Origin of the sequence: Devosia sp. 919 (genome assembly GCF_013185965.1) — a bacterium.
Classification (GTDB): Bacteria; Pseudomonadota; Alphaproteobacteria; order Rhizobiales; family Devosiaceae; genus Devosia.
Window position 1 is genome coordinate 937,343 of record NZ_JABAOL010000001.1, and the last position, 23,295, is coordinate 960,637.

Annotated in this window: 17 protein-coding genes and 1 pseudogene; 14 read left to right on the forward strand and 4 right to left on the reverse strand. The window is 64.9% G+C overall.

Annotation, left to right across the window (positions count from 1 at the left end):
• Position 1: 1 nt before the first annotated feature.
• Complete coding sequence (locus tag HRQ64_RS04505) at positions 2-1,507, forward strand: tripartite tricarboxylate transporter permease (protein WP_172122367.1); 1,506 nt, start codon at positions 2-4, stop codon at positions 1,505-1,507.
• A 76-nt stretch (positions 1,508-1,583) separates the two neighbouring features.
• The gene (locus HRQ64_RS04510) at positions 1,584-2,558 is read left to right on the forward strand and encodes a tripartite tricarboxylate transporter substrate binding protein (protein ID WP_172122368.1); all 975 of its coding nucleotides are present in this window, start codon (positions 1,584-1,586) and stop codon (positions 2,556-2,558) included.
• A gap of 126 nt (positions 2,559-2,684) precedes the next feature.
• Here the strand turns inward: HRQ64_RS04510 and HRQ64_RS04515 are convergent, their stop codons facing one another.
• The 4 genes from HRQ64_RS04515 to HRQ64_RS04530 form a co-directional block, all read right to left on the reverse strand.
• Positions 2,685-2,927: a hypothetical protein gene (locus HRQ64_RS04515; RefSeq protein WP_172122369.1), complete on the reverse strand. Its 243-nt coding sequence runs from the start codon at positions 2,925-2,927 to the stop codon at positions 2,685-2,687.
• 495 nt (positions 2,928-3,422) lie between these two features.
• Positions 3,423-3,677, reverse strand: coding sequence for a hypothetical protein (locus HRQ64_RS04520; protein ID WP_127751940.1), 255 nt, complete (start codon positions 3,675-3,677; stop codon positions 3,423-3,425).
• A gap of 86 nt (positions 3,678-3,763) precedes the next feature.
• The gene (gene pbpC, locus HRQ64_RS04525; protein WP_172122370.1) at positions 3,764-5,875 is read right to left on the reverse strand and encodes a penicillin-binding protein 1C; all 2,112 of its coding nucleotides are present in this window, start codon (positions 5,873-5,875) and stop codon (positions 3,764-3,766) included.
• Complete coding sequence (locus HRQ64_RS04530) at positions 5,872-11,358, reverse strand: alpha-2-macroglobulin family protein (protein WP_248307239.1); 5,487 nt, start codon at positions 11,356-11,358, stop codon at positions 5,872-5,874. Before HRQ64_RS04530 ends, pbpC begins: the two co-directional genes overlap by 4 nt.
• 171 nt (positions 11,359-11,529) lie before the next feature.
• Between HRQ64_RS04530 and HRQ64_RS04535 the strand changes: the two genes are divergently transcribed.
• From HRQ64_RS04535 to HRQ64_RS04590, 12 genes and pseudogenes are all read left to right on the forward strand, one after another.
• A complete protein-coding gene (locus tag HRQ64_RS04535) occupies positions 11,530-11,823 on the forward strand; it encodes a hypothetical protein (protein ID WP_127751943.1) in 294 nt (97 codons plus the stop codon).
• 279 nt (positions 11,824-12,102) lie between these two features.
• Positions 12,103-12,486 (forward strand): RidA family protein, encoded by a 384-nt coding sequence (locus tag HRQ64_RS04540; RefSeq protein WP_172122372.1) that lies wholly within the window; start codon positions 12,103-12,105, stop codon positions 12,484-12,486.
• Positions 12,487-13,053, forward strand: a complete 567-nt coding sequence (locus HRQ64_RS04545) for a DNA-3-methyladenine glycosylase (RefSeq protein ID WP_349236669.1) — start codon at positions 12,487-12,489, stop codon at positions 13,051-13,053.
• A gap of 136 nt (positions 13,054-13,189) precedes the next feature.
• A pseudogene (locus tag HRQ64_RS04550) lies at positions 13,190-13,354 on the forward strand (plasmid stabilization protein); the annotation flags it as partial.
• A gap of 40 nt (positions 13,355-13,394) precedes the next feature.
• The gene (locus HRQ64_RS04555; RefSeq protein ID WP_172122374.1) at positions 13,395-14,249 is read left to right on the forward strand and encodes an SDR family oxidoreductase; all 855 of its coding nucleotides are present in this window, start codon (positions 13,395-13,397) and stop codon (positions 14,247-14,249) included.
• A 69-nt stretch (positions 14,250-14,318) separates the two neighbouring features.
• Positions 14,319-14,648, forward strand: coding sequence for a hypothetical protein (locus HRQ64_RS04560; protein ID WP_172122375.1), 330 nt, complete (start codon positions 14,319-14,321; stop codon positions 14,646-14,648).
• 90 nt (positions 14,649-14,738) lie between these two features.
• Complete coding sequence (gene recQ / locus HRQ64_RS04565; protein WP_172122376.1) at positions 14,739-16,574, forward strand: DNA helicase RecQ; 1,836 nt, start codon at positions 14,739-14,741, stop codon at positions 16,572-16,574.
• Complete coding sequence (locus HRQ64_RS04570) at positions 16,571-17,557, forward strand: heparan-alpha-glucosaminide N-acetyltransferase (RefSeq protein WP_172122377.1); 987 nt, start codon at positions 16,571-16,573, stop codon at positions 17,555-17,557. Before recQ ends, HRQ64_RS04570 begins: the two co-directional genes overlap by 4 nt.
• A 159-nt stretch (positions 17,558-17,716) precedes the next feature.
• Positions 17,717-19,576, forward strand: a complete 1,860-nt coding sequence (locus HRQ64_RS04575) for an ABC transporter ATP-binding protein (RefSeq protein WP_172122378.1) — start codon at positions 17,717-17,719, stop codon at positions 19,574-19,576.
• Complete coding sequence (locus tag HRQ64_RS04580; protein WP_172122379.1) at positions 19,573-21,465, forward strand: ABC transporter ATP-binding protein; 1,893 nt, start codon at positions 19,573-19,575, stop codon at positions 21,463-21,465. The genes HRQ64_RS04575 and HRQ64_RS04580 overlap by 4 nt, the downstream gene beginning before the upstream one ends.
• A 99-nt stretch (positions 21,466-21,564) precedes the next feature.
• Positions 21,565-22,305, forward strand: a complete 741-nt coding sequence (locus tag HRQ64_RS04585) for a TSUP family transporter (RefSeq protein ID WP_172122380.1) — start codon at positions 21,565-21,567, stop codon at positions 22,303-22,305.
• Between the two features lie 34 nt (positions 22,306-22,339).
• Positions 22,340-23,251 carry a LysR family transcriptional regulator gene (locus HRQ64_RS04590; protein WP_172122381.1) on the forward strand — a complete coding sequence of 304 codons (912 nt, stop codon included), beginning with the start codon at positions 22,340-22,342 and terminating at the stop codon, positions 23,249-23,251.
• The last annotated feature ends 44 nt before the right edge of the window (positions 23,252-23,295 follow it).

A 23,295-nucleotide genomic window follows, 5' to 3' on the forward strand; every position in this document is an offset into this window, starting at 1 on the left:
CATGGATATCATTGCTTCGCTTGGACTTGGCTTTTCCGTCGCGCTCGATCCGATCAACATTTTTTATTGTTTCATCGGCGTCCTGCTGGGCACCCTGGTGGGCGTATTGCCCGGCATCGGGCCTACCGCCACCATCGCCATGCTCCTGCCGATTACCTTTTCGCTCTCGCCGGCTACCGCATTGATCATGCTCGCCGGTATCTATTACGGCGCGCAATATGGCGGCTCGACCACGGCGATCCTGATCAATCTGCCCGGTGAATCCTCCTCGGCCGTAACCGCCATCGACGGTTACCAGATGGCCAAGCAGGGTCGGGCGGGCCCGGCCCTCGCCACCGCGGCGCTGGGCTCGTTTTTCGCCGGGACCGTTGGCACGCTGCTGCTGGCCTTTTTCGCGCCGCCCCTGGCGCGCGCTGCCCTTAATTTCGGGGCGCCTGAATATTTCGCTCTGATCGTGCTGGGGCTTCTGGTCTCCATTGCCCTGGCCCATGGCTCGATCCTCAAGGCGCTCGCCATGATCGTGCTGGGCCTGCTGCTGGGCATGGTTGGGCAGGACATCTATACCGGCCAGCCGCGCTTCACCTTCGGCATCCGCGAGCTTTATTCCGGCTTGAACTTCGTGTCGGTTGCCGTGGGCATCTTCGGCGTCGCCGAAATCCTGCGCAATCTGGAGGTCGAAAAAGGCCGCGAGATCATGGTCAAGGCCGTCAAAAATCTGTGGCTGACCAAGGAAGATTTCCGCCGCTCCACGGGGCCCGTGCTGCGCGGCACGGCACTGGGGTCGGTGCTCGGTATCCTGCCCGGTGGCGGGCATATACTGGCGTCCTTTGCCTCCTATTCCGCTGAAAAGCGGCTGAGCAAGAATCCACAGGAATTCGGACACGGCGCCATCGAAGGCGTGGCCGGGCCGGAATCGGCCAATAATGCTGCGGCCCAAACCAGCTTTATTCCGCTGATGACGCTGGGTATTCCCGCTCATCCCGTGATGGCGCTGATGGTGGGTGCCTTTATTCTTCAGGGCATCACGCCTGGCCCCAACGTCATCAACGACCAGCCGGCGCTGTTCTGGGGTATCATCGCCTCGATGTGGATCGGCAATGTCCTGCTGGTGCTGCTTAACCTGCCGCTGATCGGGCTTTGGGTGAAACTGCTGTCCATTCCTTACCGGGCGCTGTTTCCGGCCATCGTGCTCTTCGCCTGCATCGGGTGTTTCTCGATCAACCAGAACATCTACGACATCTATGCCATCGGGTTCTTCGGCATTGTCGGTTATGTGCTGATCCGGTTCGGTTGCGAGCCGGCGCCGCTGCTGCTGGGCTTTGTGCTGGGGCCGCTGCTCGAAGAGCATCTGCGCCGCGCCATGATCATCTCGCGGGGCGATCCGATGATCTTTGTCACCCGGCCCATCTCGGCAACCCTGCTCGCCCTGGCGGTTCTGGCGGTGGTGATTGCGGTGCTGCCCAATATCCGCAAGAAACGGCAGGAGGTTTTTGTCGAGGAGGACTGAGACCGCTTTTCAAGCTACACCAAACGGGCGAATGTCCGCCGCAGAGCGGCTTCGCCCCATCATTCGGGAGGAATATATGCAACCAACGTCTTTGCTTGTCGCCGCCTTGTCACTCGCCTCAGCCCTGGTCACTCCAGCCTTGGCGCAAGACAATTTCCCCACCAAGTCCATCAACCTCGTTGTGCCCTTTGCACCCGGCGGCTCCACCGATCTGGTGGGGCGCGTTGTTGCCGAAGCCATGAGCCAGCAACTTGGCCAGCAGGTGCTGGTGGTCAACCAGGCCGGTGCCGGGGGCGTGCTCGGCGCCACTGCGGTGGCCGACGCAGCTCCAGACGGCTACACGATCCTGATGGGCACCATCGCCACCCATGCCCTCAGCGCCTCGCTTTACACCACGCCGCCCTTTGATCCGGTGGCCGACTTCACGCCGATCTCCCTGCTGGTGACGGTGCCTAATGTGCTTCTGGTCAATCCTGATTTCCCAGCCAACACTGTCGAGGAGCTGATTGCCGAGCTCAAGAGCAAGCCCGAAGAATATGCCTACGCCTCTTCGGGCAATGGCACGCCCCTCCACCTTTCAGGCGAAGTGTTCAAATCCATGGCCGGGGTGGAGATGGTTCACGTTCCCTATCAGGGTTCGGGCCCTGCACTGGTGGACGCCATCAGCGGCGCCGTGCCCATCATCTTCGACAATCTGCCATCTGCGAGCGAGCACATGAAGGGCGGTACGCTGCGGGCGCTGGCGGTTACGACGCTCGAGCGCTCGCCCAGCTTCCCCGACCTGCCGACCATGGATGAATCTGGAGTTCCCGGTTACGAAACCAACACCTGGAATGCGCTTTTCGCGCCAGCTGGGACGCCGCCCGAAGTGATCGCCAAGCTTAACGAGGCAGCGGTCGCCGCGGTCAAGGATCCCGCTGTGACGGCCCGTTTGGCGGAAGTAGGGGCTGTTGTGGTCGGCTCCACACCCGAGGAACTGGGGGAATATGTGCAGGCCGAAGTGCAGCGCTGGGCGCCAGTGATTGCCGAGGCGGGCGTCAAGATCCAGTAAAGCTTGCCGCGTGAGCCGGACGACCCGCAAACCACGCCCGAAACAAAAGACCGGCGCCAGATCACTTCTGGCGCCGGTCTGTTGATCTTTGCAGCTAGGTTGTGCGGCGCGTTGCCGCCAAGTTGATCAGTGCTTGCGCGGCAGCGGGAAATCGGCGCTGCGGTAAAGCTGAGTGAGTTCATGCTTACGATAAGCCTTGGTGCCCACCTGGAGCAGTGCCCCATGCAGGCTCACGGGTGCAGCTTCCTCAACGGCAAAGCGGATGGCCTGGGCAGCGGTCGGGAACCGCTTGGCCCCCTGTTCGAAGGCAGTCTGGTGATCACGGCCAAGGAAAAGCTCGGCGGGGGCAGTGTAGTCGGTATGTGTCATTCGGTCTCGTTCTAGGAGCCCCACTGGAGCGGGGGCTATGCTAACTCGCTGAGCGCCTGTGGCGCTTTGGGGCGAGTTCCTGCGGGCCAAAAAGAGTTGGGCGCGCGCAGGGTTGATGGTTCGGCAAGGGGAGGGCTGGCTGGCACCAATCCGGCGCCGCCTCGGCGGTCGGTTCACATTGAACCTGGCCGCCAAGCCTGCCCCTCGACGAGTAAGGGCGAACAACGCGCTTCGGTTTCAGCTCTCCGGCAAATCGACCATGATGGTTAGCATCGTGGCGATGGCAGCGCTTCCCAACCCTATCAGGTCGAGCTCAATAACCGCTCGGCCATGAGCCTGCGGTTGATAAACCTGCGCAATAAAACGAAGGAAGCCGCGCCGAAAATCCGCAGCCGCTTGGGCTGGAAACGCGTATGCTGCACAAATAAGCGCTCGCGGTGGGAAAGTAAAGCCCGCGGCAGCTTATCAGGTATCGGCCGGCGAACTTCGGTGACTTCAGGCCAGTTCGCCCCAGTCATTGCGCCAAAGCCGCTCGTCTTCCACCATTACGACGATGCGGTTGAGACCCGTCTTGCGCCGTAGCTCCTCGGCGGCGGCCAGGGCCGCCGGCACCGGCAGGGGAAAGTCGGCGATTACATCCACTGCGGCAACATCGGCCACAGTTCGCCCCAGAGACTCCCGCACGGTCACCACCACTGCGTCCCAGGGCACCCGAGTTTTGGGTAACAGGCGCTCAAGTTTGATCAACACGCAATCCCCGACTGATTTCTAACACGGTAAATAAACGGCTAACCAGTTCGGTTGCATCACAAATGAGCATACATAAGTCATGGCCGTTATTGAACAAACACCGTGGCCGAATCTGCGCGCCCTTGCGCATCGACCACGGCCAGTTCAACAAAGCCAGGTCCATCGGGATGCCAGCTGTTCTGGCGAGCAAAGGCCGAACTCCCGATCGGCGCGCCGTTGGCGAAAAAGGTAAAGGGTGGGGCGCCGTTGCGGATCTTGACCGTCAAGGGGCTGTCGGATCCCCCTGCGAGCCCCAGATCAAGGTCGACCCCGTCGAGGGGAAAAGCAATCTCTGGCCCGCTCTGCTGGGCTACCCTTGTTTCATCAGGATGCCGAAAGCGGCGCAGGGGCTGAGGCAGTTCCGAATTCGCCACGTGCAGCACGCCCGGAGGCGGCTGGCGCAGAGGCACGGCGGGTGCCCCGAGCCGATCAAAACTCTCGAACAGGATCGGCGCAGCACTCCACACACCCGAAAGGCCCGGAACTGGCGCGCCATCGGGGCGGCCAACCCAGACACCGATCACAGTCTGACCATCGAATCCGATCGCCCAGCCATCGCGGTAGCCATAGGAGGTCCCAGTCTTGTAGGCGATACGGCCGGGAGAGCCATTGAGCGGCGGCGGCACGTCACCCAAAATGTCGGCGACATACCAGGCCGCGGTGGCATCCAGCACCGGGGCTGCCAGTGGTGGTTCGTCGGCCTGGGTCAGTGTTTCATGCAAGTGGACCGGGGTGCCGCCGCGGCCAAGCGCAGCATAAACCCCAACCAGACCGCGCAAGGTCAACCCGACGCCGCCCAAGCCCATCGCCAGCCCCGGCGCGGCGCCTTTGGGCAAGAGCGGGTTAGCGCCTGCGCGGCGCAGCCGCGACACCAGCCGCGCAGTGCCTACGGCGTCGAGCACCACCACGGCAGGGATGTTCAGCGACTCCGTCAAAGCCTGGCGGATGCTGACCGTCCCGCGACTATAACCATCGAAATTGACCGGCACATAGCTGCCAAAAGCGGTGGGCCGGTCTTCAATCAGGCTTTCGGGATGGGCGAGCCCCAGTTCGAAGGCCAGCCCATAGATTAGCGGCTTGAGGGTCGAGCCTGGCGAGCGAACCGCCTTGGTCATATCCACAAAGCCGGCGCTGTCCTCGGCAAAAAGGCCCGCCGAGCCCACGGAAGCCACAATGGCACCACTGCTCTGGTCGGCAACGAGGATTGCTACCGAAACGCCGGGTCCCAACTGGGCGGCTCGCACCGCCCCCAGCCGCTCGAGTGCGGCCTGGAGCGGGCGCTTGAGCGTCAGCCGGATTTCGCGTTGGCCGGGCGCTGACACGAGCGCGGCCTGGGCGAGATGGGGCGCCAGCAAAGGGAAGGGATGGCGGGCCGTAGGGATCGGTTCGCTCATGCCTGCTGCCGCATCGTCGGCGGTCAGAATGCCGCGGCTCACCATCCGCTCCAGCACCAGATTGCGGCTGGCCAGCGCCGCCTGCGGGTCGCGATCGGGCCGGCGCGCTTCGGGCGATTGCGGCAGGGCCACCAGCAGGGCAGCTTCTGCGGGGGTGAGGCGGACCGGCTCCTTGCCGAAATAGGCCAGGCTCGCGGCGCGAATGCCCTCAAGATTGCCGCCATAGGGCGCAAGGGTCAGATAAAGGGTAAGGATCTGCTCCTTGCTGAGCGCGCGCTCGAGAGCATCGGCATGCACCATCCGGCGCAGCTTGCCCCAGCCATTGCGCGTCGGCTCTCCCTCCAGTAGCCGCGCGACCTGCATGGAAAGGGTCGAGCCGCCTGAAACGATCCGCCCCCCCGCGCCAACGAACTGCCCCGCTGCGCGCAGCATCGACCACCAGTTGATGCCATGGTGGCTGGCAAAATCGCGGTCTTCATAGGCCAGCAGCATGCGCAGGAATTGCCGGTCGACGGCATCGGAAGTGGTTGGCAAGCGCCAGCGCCCGGCGATGGTGAAGGGGCGCAGCAGCGCGCCGTCGCGGTCCACCACGACGCTCGAGACCGGCATGGTGGCCAGATCGGGCAGGGGCGGCAGAGTGGCGCGGATTTCCTCGATGGTCGCGCGCAGGTAAAGGGCGCCGCCCGATCCCAGCACAACCAGCAACACGAGGCCGATCGCGAGGAGGCGCCGGGCGCCCCACCGCCGACGAAGGGCCGGGCTCATGGCCCGGCCGGGACAACCTCAAGGCTCCCGGCTCCCCCATTGGCGCGCAGTTCTGGCCGGTACATGTCCTCCACCGTAGCCCCAGGCAGGGCGAATTGGCCGGGGGTGACCGCGCGAACGAGATAGGCCGTCGAGAACTCGGGCGCTTCGGACCAGTAGCGGAAGGCGGCGACATATTGATCGGTGCGCGCTTCCACATGGGCGGGGGTGGCGACTTCCAGCCAGGCAAAATCGGCAACGCCTTCACCGCCCGTCAGGCGCGGGTTCTCGATCTCAAAGCCGGCGGGCAGGGGATCGACCACCAGATATTGCCCGGAGCCGAGTGTGGTTGGGGTGACCGTCAGCACGACCACCAATTGCTCGTTCTGGGCAATGGGGGTGGCGGTGGGGTCGACCGGGGTGCCGTCGGGGCGGAAATATTGCCGGTTGAGGCTGAAGCCGTTTTCGCTCGCGGGAGGGGCGACGGCCGGGACCCCCGTCACTGCCACCATTGCTTCGGTGGGCGTGGTGCCGGTGTTGCTCAGCTCGACCGGGCTTTCGCTTAGCTCTTCCTGGCTCCAGCGCCGGTAGATGTCACCGGCGAGGGGCTCGCCCGCAAGGGTGATGCTGCTGGCGCCCGTCTGGTCGGCCAGTGCTGCTGCCGCGAGGAGCGTCCAGGCATCCTCCTGAGTGGAGGTGTATTGGGCGGTGTTGCGCTGCTTGCTGAGGCGAGCGGCGAGAGCGGATGGATCAACTCCGGCGGGGGCGAACTCCGCAACCAGGGTCAGCACAGCGGCGGTGTCGCGCAACTGGCTGCCGTAATCGGGGCGGTAACCGGTACGGTCATCGCCCCCTGCGAGCGCGTCGGTCGCAGCCAAAAACGCAGCAGCTGCGCGGGTTTGATCGCCATAAAGCGCGAGCGCCGCGCCCAATTGCGCCTTGGCCAGGGGCGTCGCGAAAGCGTCGAGGCGGGCTTCCGCGTAGTAGCGCAGATCGCCGATGGCGGCGCGGCCGGCGCGGGCGAGGTCATGCAGGGCATAGGCTATGCCTTCCCCGCCATCGGTGAATTCGCTGGCGTAGGCGACCTGGTTGGCAAGGTTATCCAGCGCCATCTCGAGAGATTGCTCTGGAACTGCAAAGCCTTGCGCCTTGGCGCGCAGCAGGAAGTCGGTGACATAGGCGTCGAGCCAGAGATCGGTGGTGTCATAGGCGCCCCAAAGGCCGAAGGCGCCGCCCGAGTTCTGGTTGGCGAGGAGGCTCCTGATGGCGCCGCGGATGCGCTCATCAAGCTCGGTATCGTTGCCCAGACCGAGCATGGATGCGGTATTGTTGAGGTACAACAAGGGCATGGCCCGGCTCGTGACCTGCTCGGAGCAGCCATAGGGATAGCGGTCGAGCTGGGCGAGGAGCGAGGGGACATCGAGCCGCGCGATGGGGCCGACCGCCAGGGTCAACTCACCGGTGCCGGGCAGCAAGCCATTGAAATCGCCGGCGTCGAGCACAAGGGTGGCGCCGGCTTCGAGCGGCAGGAGGTTGCGCGTGGTGGCGGGATTGCTGGTGGCGCGCACGCCCAGGGTCAGGAGCTTGGTTTGGGTGGTGCCATCGGGGGCGGTGATGGTGAGCTCGAGCGGGAAATCGCCGATTTTCGTGCCCGAAAGCGCGACCTCAAGCGCCACCCGTTCGCCGGTCGCGAGGGTCACATCGGGCTGCGGCAGCTGCGCCACAAGGCCTTCGCCGGTGCTGATGGCCAGGGCGTAAGTTCCTGCTGCGCCTTCGATATTGTTGATTTCGAGCAGGAGGCGCGAGGTGTCGCCGTCCCGGAGGAACCGGGGTGGGCTGAGGGTTGTGACCACGGCGTCGCGGACCACGACATCAGCCTGGGCATGGCCTAGCGCGGTATCGGTCCAGGCCATGGCCATGAGGCGCACGGTGCCGGCAAAATCGGGCAGGTCAAACGTCACTTCGGCCACCCCATCGCCATCAACCTGAACGGTTCCTGAATGAAGCGCGACGAGCACCGAAGTGGGTGGCGGCGTACCCAGCCGGACGCCAGCGCCATCGCCCCCGGATCGCATGGCGCCGGGCAGGCCCTGCATGGGATCGATCAGCTGGCCATAAAGATCGCGGAAGGCGACGCCGAGCTGGCGCTGGCCGAAATACCAGCCATCGGGATCGGGCGTGGCGAAGTTCGTCAGATTGAGGATGCCCAGATCAACGGCGGCGACCGCCACATAGGCGGTGCTGCCCGGCGCGACATTGCCGAGCTTGATGCGCGCGGTCACCGGCTGGCGTGGCAGGGTGACCTCGGGCGCTTCGATGCTGACATCGAGCACGCGATCGCCGGGATCGACATCGGCATAGGCGAGGCCGAGCGCGCGGGCGGGCATGCGCTTTTCGGCGGCGTCGGAGGGGCGATACAGAATGGCGGTGACATAGGCGCCCGGCCCCCAAGCCTCGGTGACGGGGAGCGAGACCGAAGTGCCTTCGGCCGGGACGGGGACGGCCAGCATGTCGATGATGCCCTGATCGACCACCATGACGAGCGCCGTGCCGGCAAATTGCGGCTCAAGGCGCAGCGTTGCGGTGTCGCCGGCGCGATAGGCTGGTTTATCGAGGGCGACCTGGAGCGTGTCGGGCGTGTCCGAGCCCGCTTCGGCATAGTAGTAGCCGGCATAAAAGCCGTAGCTGCTAGCGGTGGCGCCGGGGCCGCGGCTATCGATGTCGAGCTGGTAGCGGCCCGAGGCGACGGGTGCGGCGATGGTGGCGGGTCCATCGACCGGGGTGTCGAGCTCGCCATTGGCGACTTCGCGGCTGGTGCTGATCGCCTCCCACTTCCAGGTGCTGCCGTCGCGATACCATTGGTAGCTGGTTTCGATGCGCGACAGCGTCCATTGCAGGTCCGTGGCGGCGACGGGTTCCCCGTCGGGGCCGACCACGAGAATGTCGAACCGCGCTTCGCTGCCCTCGGGCAGGTCGCCGGTACCAAACAGGGGCTTGATGCCGATGAGGTTGGTCGCGGCACGTACCGGGCGGGTAAGGCTGCGCTCGACGGGGCGACCATTGGTGTCAACGAGCCGGAACAGCAACTGCGCTTCGAGCGGCTTGGTGGTGACGGGCAGCTCGGGGATGGCGAGTTCGGCCGCGGCCGTGCCGTCAATGCCGGTGGTGGCGATGACACCCAGGGGGCGGCGGTCCGTCTCGATGGCATCATCGAGCCGGCCGAACTGGTAGCCGGGAAAAGCCGGGAGCGTGGTGCGCGGGCGCAGCACCAGATCGGCCTCAAGCTTGAGATCGGGCGCGGTGGCGCCATAAAGATAGCGGGCGGCAACATCGATGGCTGCCGTTTCGCCGGGCGCAACGGGGCCCTCGGGGGCGGTGACCTCGAAGGCCAGCCGCTCGGGCTCGAAGTCTTCCACGAGGAAAGCGATGTTGGCCAGCGGCTCGGCCTTGGGATCGGCCAGGAGGCGCAGATGCCAGGAGCCGCGCATGGCTTCGGCCGCCAGGGGCAGGGCCTGGTGATAGCTGCCGCTACCCCCGTCGGACAGCAATTGACGCGAGGCAATGACGCCATCGGGGCGCTCAACCTCAAGGGTCAGCGGCAGGTCCTTGACCGCATCGGCATGGTTATCGCGCAAGAGGGCGGTGAGGAACACGGTTTCACCGGGGCGGTACACACCGCGCTCGGTGGTGGCGAACAGATCGAGCGGACCGGGCGAGGGACGCCCTTCGACGCCTCGGTCGGTCAGATCGAAAGCGGTCTGGGACACATCTAGAAAGGCATAGTCGCCAGCAGCTGTTTCGGCGACGAGCAGCTGGGGCGCGCGGCCACCGGTGCCACGGGCAAGGCCCGGCGCAAAGTCGAAGCGCCCCTGCGCATCGCTGCGACCTTCGCCCAGGATCTCGTTGTTGACGGCAACCAGGCGCAAGCTGGCATCGGCTACCGACTCGGCACTGGTCAGCGAGCGCACAAAGGCATGCACGCCATCTTCACCGGCAATGGTGGTGAGGCCCAGATCGGTGACGATGAACCATTGGGTGGCGATCTCGTCCCAATATTCGCTCTTGCTGTCCTTGACCCTGGCGGTGATCACATAGGCGCCGGGCGCCACCCCGGCCAGAACATCGGCCACGGGGAGGGCGGTCGTGGTCATGGCATTGCGCGCGCCGGTGGCAAGGTCGACCTCGCCTTCCCAGAGCTTTTCGCCATAGTCATTGGCGACGGTTTCGGCGGAATAGCCGGTCAGGGTGCCGCGAAACACATTATTGCGCACGGCGGCGGCAATAGAGCGGTCGCCGATGCGGTAGATCACGGCTTCTGCCGTTTCGGCATTGATCGAGGAGATCGGCAGCCCGCCACCAAGGCCCGCGGGCAGCACATAGGCATTGTTGGCAAAGCCCACAAAGGGCGAGCGGTCGGGCACGTAAACACTCAGCGCCACATCTTTGCGCAGGGTCTCGTTGTCAGCCGAAGGCAAGCCGGCGCGCAGGCGGATCTCGTAACGGCGGCCATGTTCGGCACCATCAAGGCAGATCTGGCTGGTTTCGGTTTCCACCGCCAGCGTGGGGGCGTTTTCGACCATGACGAACGGGGTTAGGTCGGTATCGCCAGCGGGCAGGGGATCGGAAAACACAACGCAAATGCGCGGCGATACGGCTTCCGCATCCACCTCATGCGAGACAACGCGAAAGCCGTGTTCGGCCACGGCCTGTTCGAGACGCTCGGCAGTGGCGGGATCATTCGCAAGGGCAATGCTGGCGCGATAGGTGGCGATGGCTTCGCGCCACATCTCGCGGCGCGCCAGGCCCCTGCCGAGGAGGGACAGGCCATAGGCGCGCTCGGCTTCGCCTTCGGACGCCAGAAAGCCGTTGAGGGCGGCGGAGGTGCCGACCACGCCCAGATCATAGCTGTTGTCGCCCTCGGATTGGCCGGCCACTGCGTCAGCTTGCGTGAGGGCGAGCTCGGCCAGCTCCAGCCAAACGGCGGGGTCATTGCCGTTGATCGCCAGCGCCTGGCGCAGGTTCAACATGGCGGCGGCTGGATTGGCTTCGGCGGCGGCAGCACGCCCCTCCGCCACGAGATCGGCATAGCTGGCATTGGGCGGCGGGGGATCGGTTTGTTCCAGCTCGGCGGCAAAGCGGCGGGCGGCATCGATCAGGTCGGCGGCGGGAAAGGGCAGTTCGGTTTGGCGGGCCGCGGTGATCTCTTCGGGGGAAGCGCCATGGCTGACGCGGCCGGAACTGGCGGCGGCGAAGGGGACCTCATCGGCGCTGCCCGATTTGAGAAAGCACCAGTTCGCTTCGGTGTTGAAGGTGAAGGCGCGGCAAAGATTGTCGTCTTCGCAGGCGGCCTGGCAGGCCCCGATGGTGGTGTTCTGTTGCACGGCATAATCAAAGCCGGGCAGATCGATGCCGGGCAACAGCTCGGTGCGGCTTTGCTGAGCCAGCGCCCCGCTGGCCAGAATGGCAACCAGCGTGGCGCCAAGCACCACGACACTCCGCATCATCAAGCGCATTGGTCCCACCCTCACGCCCCCCGGCGCTGCCACCTTATGTGCACTCCCAGGTGGCGTAAAGCGCCACTGCAGCAAGCTTGCTGGCGCGACTGTGAGTCGATGGCGGGGGAACATCTGGGGAAAGGACACGTTGGTTTTGGTGCAACCCAAAGGAGAACCAACATGGCCAATCCTTCCAGCAATACCGGCAATCGCAGCGGCGGCCAGCAGGGCGCTAAAACCGCCGGCCAGGGCGAGCCCGGCGCCACCCTCGACGAGTTCGACCTTGCCGCCGATATCCAGGGCAAGAACAGCCTGCAAGGCGACAACCAAACCAATGTGGTCAACCAGCGCCAGGCGCAGGCCGGCGCCAAGGGCGAAACCGATGGTTTGATCGAAAGCTTCGAAAAGCTCGACAAGGATGTCCGGGCCGAACGCGACTTGGGCAAGGGCAATCGCAGCGGCGGTAAGCACTAACTTCGATCAGTGGCCAACAGGCCGATCATTCATCCCAGATGTGGGTGATTTGCCCTCCCTCCTCCTTGGGGAGGGGTGGGTTTGGTGACCCGCCGATGGACCTCCACCCTAGCCCTCCCCTCAAGGGGGAGGGGACTGATCGAGTTGGCGGCGGCGCTCGGGTTCTGCGCGGGCGGTCCGCAAAGATTTTGCACAGGCTTTTGGAGGTCGCGGGGCGCAAGGGGGCGCGAAAGCGGCTAGGTTTTGGCCAGAAGGAAAAATCGAAAAGGAGCCGGATACATGCCGATCAAGCGCTATGGGGCGGAGAAAAGCGGTGCGGGCGGGCAGAACCTGCCATTTGCGCGCGCGGTGGAAGCCGGCGGCTTCCTTTATGTCTCGGGCCAGGTCGCGATGAAGGACGGCGAGATCGTTGGCGCCGGCATCGTCGAGCAAACCCATCTGACCATCAAGAACCTGATCGCGATCCTTGAGGAAGCCGGCTACGGGCTCGAACATGTGGTGCGCTGCGGCGTGTGGCTCGATGATCCCCGCGATTTCTGGAGCTTCAACGCCGTTTACAAGAGCTATTTCGGCGAACATCCGCCGGCACGCTCGGCCGTGCAGTCGCACATGATGGTGGATTGCAAGGTCGAGATCGACTGCGTCGCCTTCAAGGATCCCTGAGTGGCACAAACGTTGCTAAGCGCAGCGTTTTTCAACCGTCCGGTGACGCAGGTCGCGGCCGAGCTGATCGGCGCGACCCTGCTCGTCGACGGGGTCGGCGGACGGCTGGTCGAGGTGGAAGCCTATGACGGGGCCGACCCGGCCTCGCATAGCTTTCGGGGCCCGACGCCGCGCAACGCCGCGATGTTCGGGCCGCCCGGCCAATCCTATGTTTACAAGATCTACGGCATCCATTGGTGCCTCAATTTCGTTTGCGAGCCCGGCAGCGCGGTGTTGATCCGCGCGCTCGAGCCCACCACCGGCATCGCGCAGATGCGGGAGCGGCGGGGCGGCCTGCCCGATCGCCAGCTCTGTTCGGGGCCGGGCAAGCTGTGCCAGGCACTGGGGATTGATGGCAGGCACAATGGCCTGCCGCTCGACGAGCCGCCTTTTGCCCTGCTGGCGGCAACTGGTGAGGCGCGCGTCGGCACCGGGCCGCGCATCGGCATCACCAAGGGCGCCGATACGCCCTGGCGCTTTGCCGAACCGGGCTCGCCCTTTTTGAGCCGGCCGCTGCCCTTGGGCTAATCTTGGTGCGCTCGGCGGAACAATCCGGGCGCCCGATCTTTTTCCCTTTATCGACGGCTTGGCAGTGACGGCAGCGCGCGGGTCCTTCCCGTCAGCGCTGGTCCACCTTTGCCGCTCCGCAAGAGGGAGATCCACCATGCCTCAAAGCGACAAATCCGCTTACACCGACAAGCAAAAGCGCAAGGCCGAGCATATCGAGGAAGGCTACGAAAAGCGTGGCCTGCCTGAAGACGAGGCCGAGCGCCGGGCCTGGGCCACCGTCAACAAGCAGGATGGCGGGGGCAAGCAATCCGGCTCCGGCGGCAAGCACTAGTTCCCCACCAAACCCAGAAGGTTCCCCCATGTCCGACGACCAGATCAATCCGCCCCAGCACCAGGACCATCAGCCCGGCCGGGAAACCGAAATGAGCCCGGCACCCGATTTTGCCCCCAAATTCCCTGGCAACGGGCGGCTTGCCGGCAAGGTCGCGATCATCACCGGCGGCGATAGCGGCATTGGCCGGGCTTGCGCGGTGCTGTTTGCCCGCGAAGGGGCCGAGGTCGCGATCGTTTATCTCGAGGAAACCGAGGACGCCAAGATCACCGCCGAGGCGATCAAGGCGGAGGGCAAGAATGTCCTGCTGCTGCGCGGCGATGTGGGCGAAAAGGCCTTTTGCGACAATGTCGTGGGCAAGGTGATCGAGGAATTTGGCAAGATCGACGTCCTCGTCAACAATGCGGCCGAGCAGCATCCGCAGGACGAGATCACCGATATCTCCGAAGAACAGCTGGAAAAGACCTTCCGCACCAATATATTCGGCTACTTCTTCATGACGCAGGCAGCGATGCCGCATCTGCAGTCGGGTGCCTCCATCGTCAACACCACCTCGGTCACCGCTTATCGCGGCTCGCCCGAGTTGCTCGATTATTCCTCGACCAAGGGCGCGATCCTGGCCTTCACCCGCTCCCTTTCGGGCAGCCTTGCCGAAAAGGGCATTCGCGTAAATGCCGTGGCGCCCGGCCCGATCTGGACGCCACTGATCCCCGCCACCTTCCCCGAGGACAAGGTGGCCGAATTCGGCGCCTCCCAGCCGATGAAGCGCCCCGGCCAGCCCAATGAAGTGGCCACCTGCCACCTGTTCCTGGCCTGCGACGAGAGCTCCTACATCTCGGGTCAGGTGCTCCACCCCAATGGCGGCGAGATCGTCGGGGGCTAAGCCGGCGGCAGATTGATCTCTTGAGGGCCCCATGCCACTCCTTGTTGCGCGATGCAGCGGGGGTGAGGCATGGGGCGCAGTGTTTTGGTGCGGCTGGGCGGATTGGCGGCGATCGCCATTGGCGCCGCGGTTTTGTATTTCTTTTTGCTGGTGCCGCTCGGGCAGGCGCAAAGCGGCGCGCCCGAGGTGCACTATCAGCTGCGCGCCTTTGCGCTGGTGCCGCTATGCCTCGTCTTCGGGCTGGTGTTTCTGCTCGGGGGCGAGCGCTTCCAATATCGCACGGCCGACCACAAAAACCTGACTGCTGCAGGCTGGATCGCCTTTGCCGTCGTCGTGGCGCTGACCGCAATGGGCTGGTGGTGGTTCGACAGCCAGTTCACCGCGCTGGGCTATGTCTAGCTGTTGAATCAGCTGTGAGTTGCCCGTCACGCTCAGCTATGCTCGAAGCACGGTGCGGCGGGATTCGCCGCTTCGGAGCCCCTCCATCACATGGCAGCAGCCTTGAGCCAAACCACCTCGCTTGATCTTCGCCCCGATCCCCTGGCGGTGTTGCGCGATGTGTTCGGCCACAAGAGTTTCCGCGGTCAGCAGGAAGAAGTGGTGCGCCATGTCGCCGATGGCGGCGATGCGGTGGTGCTGTTTCCGACGGGCGCGGGCAAATCGGCCTGCTACCAGATCCCCGCGCTCTGCCGGCATGGCGTGGGCATTGTGGTCTCGCCGCTGATTGCCCTGATGCGCGACCAGGTCGAGGCGCTGCGCCAGGCCGGGGTCGCGGCGGCGGCGCTTAATTCCTCGCTTTCGCCCGAAGAGTCCGCCCAGGTGCGCGGGCAGTTGCGTCGGGGCGAGCTGGACTTGCTTTATGTGGCGCCCGAGCGGGTGGCGACGCCGGGCTTCCGCAACATGGTGGATGGGCTCGATATTGCGCTCTTTGCCATCGACGAGGCCCATTGCGTCAGTCAATGGGGCCATGATTTCCGGCCCGAATATCGCGAACTGGCCCAGCTGACTGAACTGTTTCCCGGCGTGCCGCGCATCGCGCTGACAGCGACGGCCGACCCCACCACCCGCGCCGATATCATCGAGCGGCTGGGGCTTGGGGGCGCGCGGGTATTTGAGACCAGTTTCGATCGCCCCAATATCTCCTATTCCATCATCGAGCGCGACAATGCCCGCGCTCAGCTCTTGCGCTTCCTCGAAGGGCACAAGGGCGAAAGCGGCATTGTCTATTGCCTGTCGCGCGCCAAGGTGGAGGACACCGCGCAATGGCTGGAGGGTAAGGGCGTTCGCGCCCTGCCCTATCATGCCGGCATGGATGCCGGCCTTCGCTCCGCCCACCAGGACATCTTCCTGCGCGAGGAGGATGTGTGCCTTGTGGCGACCGTGGCGTTCGGCATGGGCATCGACAAGCCCGATGTGCGCTATGTCGCCCATCTCGATCTCCCCGCCTCGATCGAAGCCTATTACCAGGAAACCGGCCGCGCCGGGCGCGACGGGCAGCCCGCCGACGCCTGGATGAGCTATGGCATGGCCGATGCGGTGCAGCGCCGGCGCATGATCGACGAGGGCGGGGCGCCCGACGAGATCAAGCGCGTCGAACACGCCAAGCTCAATGCGCTCCTGGGCGTCTGCGAAACCGCCGAATGCCGGCGTCAGGCGATCCTCGCCCATTTCGGCGAAGTCTACGAGGGCCCTTGCGGCAATTGCGATACCTGCCGCTCGCCCGTCGCCAGCTGGGACGGCACGGAAGCGGCGATCAAGGCCATGGCCGCGATTTATCGCACCGGGCAGCGCTTCGGTTCGGGGCACATCATCGATGTGCTGCTGGGCAAGCGGACCGAAAAGGTCGAGCGCTTTGGCCACGACAAGCAGGCCGTGTTCGGCCAGGGCCAGGAACATGACAGCCGCACCTGGCAATCGGTGCTGCGGCAGCTGACGGCCTCGGGGCTGGTGCGGGTCGACCATGCCGCCCATGGCGCCTTGACGCTGGGGGAGGGGGCGCGCGCGGTGTTCCGCAAAGAGCGCACCGTCACCCTGCGCCAGGATCGGCCCAAAAAAGCGGCGGAAGTGCGCCGCCAGCTGGCGGGCGCGGTGGAGCTCGACGAGGCCGATATGGGCGTCTTCAATGCCCTGCGCGCCGAACGGCTGCGCATCGCCAAGGCGCAGGGCGTGCCCCCTTATGTGGTGTTCGGCGACGCGACCCTGCGCGCCATGGCGCAAACCCGGCCGGCCAAGTTGCACGATCTGCTCAATATCCCCGGCGTGGGGCAGGCCAAGCTCGAGCGCTATGGCGCGGCGTTCCTGGCCATTCTGGATGGGGCGCGGTGAGCGAACTGGCCTCCCCACCGGTGCGCGCCCGCTTTCCGGTGATCGATATCGCCCGTGGCGTCGCCATCATCGCGATGATCATTTATCACCTGTGCTGGGATCTCGCCTATTTCCGCTTCATCCCCGCCGATGTCGGCTATGATCCGGGCTGGGTGCTGTTTGCCCGCAGCATTTTGTATAGCTTCCTGTTCCTTGTGGGCGTCGGGATCGCCCTTGGGAGCCGGGGCCCTACCGATTGGCGCCGGTTCTGGCGCCGCTGGGGGTTGTTGGTCCTGGGAGCGCTGGCGATTACGGTTGCGACCCTCATCGCCTTCCCCGACACCTTCGTTTACTTCGGCGTGCTGCACGCCATTGCGCTCTTTACCCTCCTGGCGCTGCCGCTGCGCCGGGCGCCGTCCTGGGTGATCGGGCTCATCGCGGTTGTGGTGCTGGCGCTGCCCGCGTTTTTCTCCAACGAACTCTTCAACGCGAAGGCCTGGTCCTGGCTGGGGTTCTGGACGGTGGCGCCACCCACCAATGATCTCGTGCCGGTGTTTCCCTCCTTTGGCGTGGTGCTGCTGGGGCTTCTGGCCGGGCGCTGGTTGATTGGCTCGCGCTGGAGCGCGCGCCTTGCCGCCATCGCTCCCACCAACGCCCTGGCGCGGGTGCTGCAAACCATGGGTCGCTGGAGCCTGCTGATCTATCTCGTGCATCAGCCACTGCTGCTCGCCGTGCTGTTTCCGCTGGCCGGCTGGCTGCAGCCCCAGATCGCCATGCGGCAAACCGACTTCCTCAATGCCTGCCAGCGCACCTGCGTCGAGGGCGGCACGACGCCTGGCCTCTGCACCACCTATTGCCAGTGCGGGCTCGAGACAGTGGAAGCCAATGATCTGTGGGATCCGGTGTTTTCCGGCACCATTTCGCCAGAACAGCAAGCCCTGCTCGATGCCGGCAACCGGCGCTGCTCGGCCGTAATCTATCCCGAGCTCAATCAACCTAAGTGACAGTTCCGTCACAAAGCGCCGGGCGTGGCGCTTTTTTGCGCAAATTGCCTCTTGAATGGTACGGACGATGGGCGTTGAATAATTCCACGAGTTGATTTGTCGCACCCGGTGGCTGCCCTGCGCCCCACCGGAGCACCCTTTTTGAAGTCTGGATCTGCTGTGACCACCCCCTCGGCTGGCCGCGTCCGTGGGCGCGCTGACCCCCGCGCTCACCTGGCCTCTGTCCATGCCGGTAAAGGCACCGGCGTCTTGTGGCGCATCACCAAGCTCACGCTGCGCCATCCCTGGCAGGTCACCATTGCCATCGGCTCGACGGTGATCGCGGCGGGCCTGCAGCTGACCATTCCGCGTCTGCTGGGCCGCGCAGTGGACGAGGCGCAGGGCATTCTGGTGGCGGGCGATGCCGGCGAGCGGGCGCTCTGGACCACGGCGCTGCTCCTGCTGGCCGTGTCTGTGGCCCGCGGGCTCTTTACCCTGGCGCAGAACTATTTCAGTGAATCGGTGGGCCACACCATCGGCTACGAACTGCGCCTGGCCTTCTATGAAAAGGTGCAGCGCCTAAGCTTTTCCTTCCACGACCGCATCCATACCGGCGATCTCATCACCATCGGGCTGCTCGACCTCGATGGCGTACGCATGTTCTTCTCGACGGGGCTCGTGCGCATGGTGCTGCTGTCCGTGCTGATCGGGCTGGGTGCGTATCTGCTGATCTCGACCGATCCGCTGCTGGGCGTGCTGAGCCTGAGCTTTGTGCCCTTTGTCGCCTGGCGCTCCTCGGTCGCGCAACTGACCCTGCGCAAGACCTGGCTGATGCTGCAGGATAAGTTGTCCGCCGTCACCCGTGTGATGGAAGAGAATTTGGGCGGCATTCGCGTCGTGCGCGCCTTTTCGGGCCAGAACTTCGAGCTCGCCAAGTTCGACCGCGCTTCGGCCGAAGCCCTGGAGCTCGCCCATACCCGCGTCGGCATTCGCGTGCGCAACACCAGCGCCATGACCTTTTCGTTCTTTGCCGCCATGGGGCTGGTGCTCTGGTTCGGGGGCAACAAGGTCATCGACGGCACCATGACCGTGGGCACGCTCGCTTCGTTTTTGACCTTCATGACCATCCTGCAGATGCCGGTGCGCCAGCTCGGCATGATGGTCAACAGCTTTGCCCGCGCCGCCACCTGTGGCGGGCGCCTGTTCGACTTTCTCGACCAGCCGCTCGAGATCGATGACAAGCCCGAGGCCAACCCGCTGAAGATAGGCCAAGGCGTGCTGCGCTTTGAGGATGTGCACTTCACCTATCCCGGCGCACTGTATCCCACGCTTGACGGGGTAAGCTTTGAAGCCAAGCGCGGCCAGACCATCGGCATTGTCGGTGCCCCCGGGAGCGGCAAGTCGACGCTCGCCCATCTGATCTCGCGCTTTTACGAAGTGACGGGCGGGGCTGTGACCATCGACGGGCAGAACGTCAACGACGTGACCCTCGCCTCGCTCCGGCGCGCCGTGGCCGTGGTGCAGCAGGACTCGTTCCTGTTCACCACCACGATCGAAAACAACATCGCCTATGGCGATCCCTGGGCCAAGGAGCGCTCCATTGCCGGGGCCGCCGAAAGCGCCCAGTTGCACAACTACATCATGGGCCTGCCGGCCCAATATGGCACAGTGGTGGGCGAACGGGGTGTCTCGCTTTCGGGTGGGCAGCGCCAGCGCCTGTCGATTGCCCGCAGCCTCGTGCTCAAGCCGGCGGTGATGGTGTTCGACGATTCCACCGCCGCCATCGATGCGGGCACCGAGCACCGCATCCGCAGCGCCATCAAGCGCTATGCGCAGGATCGCGTCACCCTCATCATCTCCCACCGCCTGAGTTCGCTGATGCATGCCGACCAGATCCTGTTTCTTGATGGCGGCAAGATCGTCGAGCGCGGCAGCCATGAGCAGTTGCTGGCCCAGAACGGTCGCTATCGCGCGCTCTACGACCTGCAGGTCAAGCCGGTCGACGCCGAGGACTTTGCCGTGGGGAGTGCGGCCCAATGAGCGTTATCGAGCATGACGACGACGTTCCGGTCGATCGCGGCCAGCGCCCGCCCCGCGCCACGGTGGGTTCGCACCGGATCGAGGAAGAAATCTTTGGCAAGGCCTATGATCCCAAGACCATCCGCCGGATCTGGGCCTTTGTGCATCCCTATCGCCGGCGCATGCTGCTGGCGGTGGCGGCGGTTATCGTTTTCACGCTGACCCAGCTGGCCATTCCGCTGATCATCGGCTTTGCCATTGACCGCGGCATGACCGCAGGCGGCGATCACGCCAACCTGATCGGGGCCGTCGTGGCCTTTGGCGTGGTGGTGCTGCTCAATTTCGGCGCCAGCTATGTGCAGGAAACCGTGGTCGGCGAAGTGGCCGAAAACGTGCTGTTCGATATGCGCCGCGCCATGTTCAGCCAGCTCCAGCGCGTGTCGCTGTCCTTCATGGACAAGACCGAAGTGGGTCGCCTGATGAGCCGCCTGCAGGGTGACGTCAATTCCATGCAGGAGTTTTTGGAAACCTCCGTGATCTCGGTGGGCGACATCGTGCTGCTGGTCGGCATTGTCGTCGTGCTGCTGACGCTTGATTTCCGACTTGGCCTGCTAACGCTCGCGACCATGCCGGTGCTGTTCGTCGTGCGCATTTTCTGGCTGCCGCGGGCGCGGGCCGCCTTCATGGCCGCGCACGAAACCAATTCCTCCACCGCGGGCGCCCTGGCCGAAGGCATTCATGGCGTGCGCACGGTGCAGAACCTCGATCGCCAGCGGGTCAATTTCGACCTCTATGACGACAAGGCCTTTGGTAACCTCAAGACCCAGCTGACCGCATCGAAATATGCCCAGGTCATGGTGCCCATCGTTGATAGCCTCACCGGCATCGCCATGGCTGTTGTGATCGTGGTGGGAGGCTCCATGGTGCTCAATGGCGGGCTGCAGGTGGGCGTGATCGTCACGTTCCTGTTCTATATCCAGCGCTTTTTCGATCCCATCCGCTCGCTCACCATGCAGTATTCGGTGATGCAGCGCGCCATGAGCTCGGGCCAGCGCATCACCGAAGTGCTCGACGTACCCGTCGACATCGCCGACAAGCCCGGCGCCGTGGCGCTGACCGGGGACATGGATGGGTCGGTTGAGTTCCGCAACGTCACCTTTGGCTATCGCGCCGATCATCCCGTGCTCAAAAATGTCAGCTTCCGCGTCAATCCGGGCGAAACCGTCGCCCTGGTCGGCCCCACCGGCTCGGGCAAGACCAGCGCCATGGCCCTTGTGCACCGCTTTTATGAAGTGCAGGGCGGCGCGGTGTTGGTGGGCGGCCATGATGTGCGCGATGTAACGCAGGAATCGCTGGGCGAGCAGGTGGCCATGGTGCTCCAGGAGCCCTTCCTCTTTACCGGCAGCGTTCTGGACAATATCCGCTACAACAAGGCCGATGCCACGCGCGAACAGGTGGTTGCCGCGGCCAAGGCGGTGGGCGCCCATGAGTTCATCGAGCGGCTGCCCAATGGCTATGACGCCATGCTCGAGCAGCGCGGCTCCAATCTGTCCCTGGGGCAGCGCCAGCTGCTGAGCTTTGCCCGGGCGCTGGTGGCCGATGCCAGGATCCTCGTGCTCGATGAGGCCACCGCCAATATCGACTCCTATACCGAGCGGCAGATCCAGAAGGCGCTGCTGACCGTGCTCGAAGGGCGCACCGGACTCGTGATCGCGCACCGGCTCGCCACTATTCGTGGGGCCGACCGCATCATCGTGCTGCAGAATGGCGAGTTGATCGAGAACGGCAATCACGACCAGCTCATGGCCAAGAACGGGCTGTATGCCCGGCTCTACAACATGAACTACGCCTCCTTTGACGACATCCCCGAAGAGGTGATCGCCGCCGGCCCCAAGGCCGCCTCCACCTGACGCGCCAGCTATGCCAGGAAAGCACCGGGCCATGCCCGATCCGTGCTGGCGCGCGGCTGCCCTGCCGGGCATGAACCCCGCTGAAGTGGGGGAGCCCTGATGCTGAGCCTTGGAGCGGTGCTTGCCCTGTTGGGGGCGGTGTTTTTGACCTCGACCCTGTCGGGCGTCTTCGGCATGGCGGGTGGGCTGATCCTCCTCGGCATATTGCTGGCGCTGCTGCCGGTGGGCACCGCCATTGCGGTGCAGGGCGCCATCCAGATCATCGCCAACGGGTCGCGGGCCTGGCTGTCCCGCGCCTTTATCGATTGGCGCATCATGGGCTGGATCACACTGGGGCTGCTGGTGGCGGCCACGATCCTCTTCATTGTGCGCTATACGCCCGACCTCGCAGCCGTTTGCATCGCCATTGGCCTCTTGCCGATCCTTGTCTGGATTCCCGCCGATTGGCTGCGGCTCGATGCCAGCAAGCCGCACCACGCCGTGCTTTGCGGCATACTCGGGGGCGGGCTCAACCTTGCGGTCGGGGTATCGGGGCCGACCGTTGATATCTTTTTCATCCGCACAGCCATGGACCGGCGGCGGATCGTCGCGACCAAGGCGGCGGTGCAGGTGCTCTCGCATGGGGCCAAAGTGGTGTTCTACTGGAACGCCACTATGGTGCTGAGCGCCGGGGAATGGCTGGGCGTGGCGCTCGCCGCGCCTTTCGCGGTGGCCGGCACCAGCGCCGGCTACTGGATCCTGCAGCGCGTGACCGACGCCAATTTCCGCAGCTGGACGCGCTGGATCGTCTCGGCCATCGGCATTTTCTATCTTGCGCGCGGCCTTTCCCTGGTGCTCTGAACCCCCTATCAGTGGGCTCAGCCAGGGAGATGGGATGGCACCGTTCGACAGCGTCACCGCACGCCTGATTTTGCTGCTGGCCGATACCGGCTCGATTGGGCGCGCCGCCGAGCGCGAGGGCATTGCGTCCTCCGCCGTCAGCCGCCGTGTATCGGATCTCGAGAACCGGCTGGGCACGGCGCTGTTTGATCGCTCTGCCCATGGCGTGCGCCTGACCGCTGCCGGCAGCGCCTATGCCGAGGGCTGCCGCACCGTGCTGCGCGCCATTGCCGATCTCGACGCCACCATGGTGGACTTTTCCACCGGCCAGCGCGGCAGCCTGCGCCTGGCCTGCACCGGCTCGGCGCTGACCGGCCGGCTGCCCGAACTGCTGGCCCGCTACAGCCAGAACCATGCCGGCATCGGGCTCGACATCATGGAAATGGGCGCCGCCCGCGCGCTGCTGGCGCTCGATGAAGGCCGCGCCGATGTCGCCATTGTTTCGGACAATTACGATTTCGCCCGCTTTGAAACCCGCCCCTTCGAGGATGACCGCGTCTGGGTGCTGGCGCCGCCCGAACATCCGCTGGCGCCCCGGCTCGAGCCGCGCAGCGGCATTGCCTTTGCCGAGGTCGCCGAGCACGCCATTGTGGGCATCCACCATGCCGGCGCGCTCGATCGCCTGCTCGCCGAAGCCGCCCGCCGCGACGGCCGCAAGCTGACCGAAAGCCTGCGGGTGGAAAGCTTCCCCGCCTTGGTGCGCATGGTGGAAGCAGGCTTTGGCATCGGCTTTTTGCGCTCGACGAGCCTGCATCTGCTGGCGGGCACGGACCTCGCCTGTGCCCCACTCGCCGATAGCTGGGCGCTGCGCCAATTGCTGGTGGCGCGCCGCCGCTCGACGCCCCTTTCAGCACCAGTGAAGGGCTTTTTGTCGCTGGTCAGTGAAACCTATGCACCTACGCCCTAGTGGCGCGTTATGCTGGCGCCCGTTCATCCGCTCACCCAGGATCA

Coding starts and splice junctions, on each gene's coding strand:
- HRQ64_RS04590 (WP_172122381.1), top strand. CDS start 22,340: ATGGCACCGTTCGACAGCGTCACCGCACGCCTGATTTTGCTGCTGGCC.
- HRQ64_RS04585 (WP_172122380.1), top strand. CDS start 21,565: ATGCTGAGCCTTGGAGCGGTGCTTGCCCTGTTGGGGGCGGTGTTTTTG.
- HRQ64_RS04515 (WP_172122369.1), bottom strand. CDS start 2,927: ATGACACATACCGACTACACTGCCCCCGCCGAGCTTTTCCTTGGCCGT.
- HRQ64_RS04510 (WP_172122368.1), top strand. CDS start 1,584: ATGCAACCAACGTCTTTGCTTGTCGCCGCCTTGTCACTCGCCTCAGCC.
- HRQ64_RS04555 (WP_172122374.1), top strand. CDS start 13,395: ATGTCCGACGACCAGATCAATCCGCCCCAGCACCAGGACCATCAGCCC.
- HRQ64_RS04505 (WP_172122367.1), top strand. CDS start 2: ATGGATATCATTGCTTCGCTTGGACTTGGCTTTTCCGTCGCGCTCGAT.
- HRQ64_RS04580 (WP_172122379.1), top strand. CDS start 19,573: ATGAGCGTTATCGAGCATGACGACGACGTTCCGGTCGATCGCGGCCAG.
- HRQ64_RS04560 (WP_172122375.1), top strand. CDS start 14,319: ATGGGGCGCAGTGTTTTGGTGCGGCTGGGCGGATTGGCGGCGATCGCC.
- HRQ64_RS04540 (WP_172122372.1), top strand. CDS start 12,103: ATGCCGATCAAGCGCTATGGGGCGGAGAAAAGCGGTGCGGGCGGGCAG.
- pbpC (WP_172122370.1), bottom strand. CDS start 5,875: ATGAGCCCGGCCCTTCGTCGGCGGTGGGGCGCCCGGCGCCTCCTCGCG.
- HRQ64_RS04535 (WP_127751943.1), top strand. CDS start 11,530: ATGGCCAATCCTTCCAGCAATACCGGCAATCGCAGCGGCGGCCAGCAG.
- HRQ64_RS04530 (WP_248307239.1), bottom strand. CDS start 11,358: ATGATGCGGAGTGTCGTGGTGCTTGGCGCCACGCTGGTTGCCATTCTG.
- recQ (WP_172122376.1), top strand. CDS start 14,739: ATGGCAGCAGCCTTGAGCCAAACCACCTCGCTTGATCTTCGCCCCGAT.